This window comes from uncultured Anaerofustis sp., from assembly GCF_938029165.1.
Taxonomy (GTDB): domain Bacteria; phylum Bacillota; class Clostridia; order Eubacteriales; family Anaerofustaceae; genus Anaerofustis.
The window spans coordinates 1-5,406 of record NZ_CALHFB010000034.1; the positions used below are offsets into that span (position 1 = coordinate 1).

Consider the following 5,406-nt stretch of genomic DNA (forward strand, 5'->3'; position numbering starts at 1 on the left):
GCCTATACCCAAGATAAAAACATGGGAAGCAAAGACTATGAAAAATATACTATAGGAGTAACCAATAAGACAGCAAATGTATATGAAAAAGCTTCTTCAAGCAGCAAGGTATTTTATAAATTATCCAATAAAAACCTAAATGAACCTATTGGAATTCCCGTGGTTATACTGGGGTCAAGCGGCGAATATTATAAAGTCCAAAGCGACATGGGAGTAAAAAGCGGGAATGTAAACTTTGAGAATTTATATAATCATAACGACTCCGTGGGATATGTATTAAAAAGCAGTATTGATATAGTAAGAAAAGGTAAGTCAAACACACCTTCGGTTCCGGCAGATAAACTTACGATTTCATCTATAAAAATAAGTCCCGCCCCAAGTTACGGATTTACTCCGGGATACGGGAATAATCTAAAAGCAGAAGGGAAAATATATTCAAACAAAAAAAATACTAAGCTGGAACTTCAGGTATACAACACAAAGAAACAATTAGTCGCAAAGAAAAGCATTACCAAGCCTAAGACGGGAACTACATCCGAAAAGATTTTCTGGGACGGAAAAGCAACTAAAGGAAATAAAGCGGGATACAATACGGGAAGCTACGTAAAAAGAAGTTCATCGGGAACGAAGTATATGATTAAATTCGTCTTGTCAACATCATCAAAGAGCGTCAAATCAAAGGAATATACCATAAAAGCCTATAATAAAGCTACAAGACTAAGTACGAAGATAACAAAGACAACTGTCAAGAGAAAAAAATCCACGATACTGTCAATGAAACCAAACAGACCGGGAACGAGTTATATAAGGATTTATAATTCAAAAGGAAAGATGGTATTCAATAAAGGTTTTTATTATCAAAAAGCAAATACCAAACTGAGCACCGCTTTCAAAGGTTACGGAAACTATGGTAAATATAATAAAAAACTGCTTTCAAAAGGAAAGTACACTGTCAAGTTTATTCATGGAAGCTACAGTTACAAATATCCTAAAAAAATAACATTAAAATAGAAAAGTGTAATTATTTAGTGAAAGTGTGCGAAATTTGTACACTTTCTTTTTGAGTTGATATATAATGATATATAAGAATAAAAGGAGAAGGCAGGTTTTACTGCTTAAAAATATAAAATGAAATACGAAGAAATATGTTCGCTAATACTCAATGAAATGGACAATTTAATATATATAAGCGATATGGATAAATTTGAACTCATCTATATGAATGAGACTGCAAAAGAAAAATTTAATATTGATAAAAAAGAAATTTATCAAGGTCAAAAATGTTATAAAGTTTTGCAGGGGCTAGATTCGCCGTGTCCTTTTTGTACCAATAATTTGATCAACGAAGAATCGTTTTATACGTGGGAAACTTATAATCCCCTGCTTAAAGAATACTTTATTGTAAGAGATAAGATCATAGATGTAGACGGCAAAAAAGCAAGACTTGAAATAGCAACGGATATAACCCAGAAAGAAAGCGAAAAAAGAAAGCTTGAGTATGAACTGTACAAAGAGGAAACTATAGTAAACTGTGCCAGGACACTTGCGGGAGACAGAAATACAAAGGCTGCCATAGACAAACTCCTTGAGATAGTATGCGGATTTTATAACGGGAACCGTGCATATATCTTTGAAATTGATTATGAAAACAAAGTATTTTCCAACACATACGAATTCTGTACAAAAGACGTTACAAAAGAAATAGATAATCTTCAAAAACTTCCTATAGCCCTTATAGATGACTGGATTTACCAGTTCAACAAAGAAGGAGAGTTCTATATATCAGCCTTAGGCGAAAAATATGATAAGAATTCTCCCGCATATAAAATCTTATCAGATCAGGGAATAGATAGTTTGATTGCAGCACCGCTCATCAAAGACGGAGAAATAACAGGATTCCTCGGTGTAGATGACCCGAAGAAGAACATCGATGACCTTACACTCATAAAGACACTTACCTATTTTATAATGAACGACATCGATAAAGAAAAACTTCTTGCAACGCTCAATAAAATGAGTTATTACGACGCTCTGACAGACCTTGGAAACAGGAACCACTATATTAATGTAGTCGAGTATTATAATGAAAATCCCCCTGAAAATATAGGCATAGTCTATATAGATGTGAACGGACTTAAACTGGTAAACGATAATTACGGTCACGACTACGGGGATGTACTTTTAAAGCAAACTGCGGATCTCTTAAAAAAAGTATATAATAAACATATATTCAGAGTAGGCGGTGATGAATTTGTAGCACTTTGTCCAAACACGGAAAAACACGAATTTGAAAAAACAGTCAGTAATTTAAGAGGGCTGCTCAAAAAAGAAGATGAGATAAATATTTCTATCGGTGCCGTTTGGGACAAAGGGAAAAACGAACTTGAAAAACTCATCAAGAACGCCGATAACCTAATGTATCTCGAAAAGCAGTCTTATTATAAATCAAACCTTGTAAAAGAACATAATTACCGCTCGGAAGTTTCGAAGAAGCTTATAAGAGAAATAGCGGATAATAAATTTACTGTCCTTCTCCAGCCTCAGATAGAAACAGCTACGGGCAGGATCTCCGGTGCCGAGGCTTTGGTCAGAAAGATAGATGATGAAGGAAACCTCATAACCCCTGACAAATTCATATCTTCATATGAAGCGAAAAATATCATAAGACACGTAGATTTATTCGTGCTTGAAAGTGTATGCAGGATACTGGATAAATGGAGAAGTGAAAACAGACCTTTGATAGCCATAAGCATAAATCTATCGAGAGTCACTGTTATGGAATACAAAATAATCGATAAGATATGCAGTATTTGTGACAATTATGATATACCTCACAGTTTTATAAATATAGAAGTGACGGAAAGCATTTCAAAAATGAACGATAATGTTTTATTTGAAATAATAGAAAGGTTCAGAACAGAAGGCTTTACCATTTCTCTTGATGATTTCGGTTCGGATTACTCAAACTTATCCATACTCACAAAAATAGAGTTCGATAACTTAAAGATAGATAAAAGCATAATCGACAACATCAATTCAAACCCAAATGCAAGGATAATCATAGAGCACGTGATAGACATGTGCAAACATATAGAAAAGACAAAAACCGTTGCGGAAGGTGTAGAAACGAAAGAACAATTCGATATGCTGGAAAATTATAAATGCGATTTCATTCAAGGTTATTATTTTTCAAAACCTATAACGGTGGAAGAATTCGAAAATAAATATTTGAATTAAAAAAGGTACTTAATAAGTACCTTTTTTATTACTGACTATCTTAATTTTGCATTTATATTTTCATCTAAGGCTTTTACTATCTTAGAGAAAGTAACGTCGATCTCTTCGTCGGTAAGGGTCCTGTCTTCAGCTCTGAAATCAAGAGCAGCCGCAACGGATTTCTTACCCTGACCTATCTGTTCTCCGGTGAACACATCGAACACTTCGGCTTTAACGAGATATTTGCCCCCCGCCTTCTTGATTTCATCTATTATTTCTCCGGCGTAGACATCTTCATCGACTACTACGGCGATATCTCTTTCCAGAGCAGGGAATTTAGGGAATTCCTTGAATACCACTTCCTTATCGTAAAGTTCGATTATGGCCTTGACATCGAGCTCTGCAACCACAACATCTTCCTTAAGATTGTATTTCTTTAAAAGTATCGGATGTACGTTTCCGATATATCCGATTATCTTGTCATCTATACATACATAAGCACTTCTTGAAGGATGAAGCATATTTTCCTCTGCTTTGATGAATTTGACGCCCTTTATCCTGAATTTATTGAATAAGTATTCAACGATACCTTTTATTTCAAAGAAATCGGTATTGTATTTACCTATCACAAGGTGTTCCTTTTGAAGAGGAAGTCCAAGCTCATCGAATTTATCGTTAAAGAATACATTCCCCACTTCAAACAACACTCTTTCTTTGTTCTTCCTTGAATAGTTGAAAGAAAGTGCTTCAAGCATACTTACCATCATGCTGGTCCTCATGTATGCGGTGTCTTCACCGAGAGGATTTATTACCTTTAAGTATTTGCTCCTTATATCGGTTTCATCAAAACCCAGTTCATCAAGCTTTTCTTTTGACGTGAACGTATAAGTAAGAGTTTCAAGCGCACCTACGGCAACGAGAGCGTCCTTAAGAGCGTTTTTGTCCCTGTAATAGGTATTCTTCTCACTTATATGATTTGAGCTTTCCATGAGGGTACTAGGGAGGTTATTGTATCCGTACATCCTCGCGATATCTTCTATTACATCTTCCTTGATATTCACATCATCTCTGAGTAAAGGTGCGGTGATACTAATCAAATGCCCCTTTAACTTAGGTTCGAAGTTAAGTAAATCGAGAAGCCTTATCTGTTCTTCTGCGGAGATATCACTACCAAGAAGTTTATTTACATCTCTGTAATCTATATCCATTTTGACAGGTTCTTTTTCATAGAAGTTTTCATCAATAAGACCTTCAACAAGTTCGCACGCCCCTATTTCAACGAGCAGTGAAGCCGCTCTGTCTATAGCGTATCTGGTTATAAGAGGATTTATCCCCTTTTCATAGTGTGCGGAAGCTTCGCTTCTAAGCCCGAACTTTCTCGATGTCCTTCTGATAGAGTTTTTATTGAAGTTAGCGGATTCTATGACGATGTTCTTCGTATCGTCGTCTACTACGGAATTAGCCGCACCCATTACCCCGGCAACGCATACTCCCCTGTTTTCGTCGTTGATAAGGAGCATTTTATCGTCCAGTTCTCTTTCGATATTATCGAGAGTTACCATAGTTTCTCCGTCTTTTGCGGTATCGACGATTATCTTATGTCCCTCTAATTTATCGTAATCGAACATATGAAGAGGCTGACCAAGTTCAAGCATAACGTAGTTTGAAACGTCTACTATATTTGAAATAGGTCTTATACCGCACGCCATAAGTCTCTTCTGCATCCATAAAGGAGAGTCTTCGACCTTCTTTACTCTAAGCAGTCTTGCACAGTAACGCTTGCATAAATCGGTGTTTTTTACTTCAACGCTCAATTTATCCTTTATATCACTATTCTTATCTTCTATCTTAAAATCGGGCATTATGAACTTTTCGCCCATAGTCGCCCCTGCTTCGTAAGCCATACCGAGGATAGAATTACAATCTTGTCTGTTGTTTGTAAGCTCGAAGTCGATAACATATTCGTCAAGTCCCAAAGCTTCTTTTGCATCTATACCGAGAGGCACATCATTTGAGAAAATATATATCCCGTCTTCCATGTTCTTTGGGATAATGCTTGAGCTCATTCCAAGCTCCTGTCCCGAGCAAAGCATACCGAAGGACTCTACTCCTCTAAGCTTTGCTTTTTTAAGCTTCAACGTAAGTGAAGGGGATATAGTCCCTTTTGCAAAAGTAAGTGAAGGGGATATA

At 36.2% G+C, this 5,406-nt stretch carries 2 protein-coding genes and 1 pseudogene; 2 read left to right on the plus strand and 1 reads right to left on the minus strand.

Annotation, left to right across the window (positions count from 1 at the left end; all coding sequences use genetic code 11):
• Positions 1-1,011 (plus strand): annotated as a pseudogene (locus Q0516_RS04270) (hypothetical protein); the annotation flags it as partial.
• Between the two features lie 117 nt (positions 1,012-1,128).
• Positions 1,129-3,237: a bifunctional diguanylate cyclase/phosphodiesterase gene (locus tag Q0516_RS04275; RefSeq protein WP_294468941.1), complete on the plus strand. Its 2,109-nt coding sequence runs from the start codon at positions 1,129-1,131 to the stop codon at positions 3,235-3,237.
• Between the two features lie 35 nt (positions 3,238-3,272).
• Here Q0516_RS04275 and pheT read toward each other — a convergent pair.
• A partial coding sequence (gene pheT, locus Q0516_RS04280) for a phenylalanine--tRNA ligase subunit beta (protein WP_294468942.1) occupies positions 3,273-5,406 on the minus strand: 2,134 nt, incomplete at its 5' end.

Bases quoted from the DNA above. Each gene is read 5' to 3' on its own strand.
- Q0516_RS04275 (WP_294468941.1), top strand. From the start codon at position 1,129: ATGAAATACGAAGAAATATGTTCGCTAATACTCAATGAAATGGACAAT.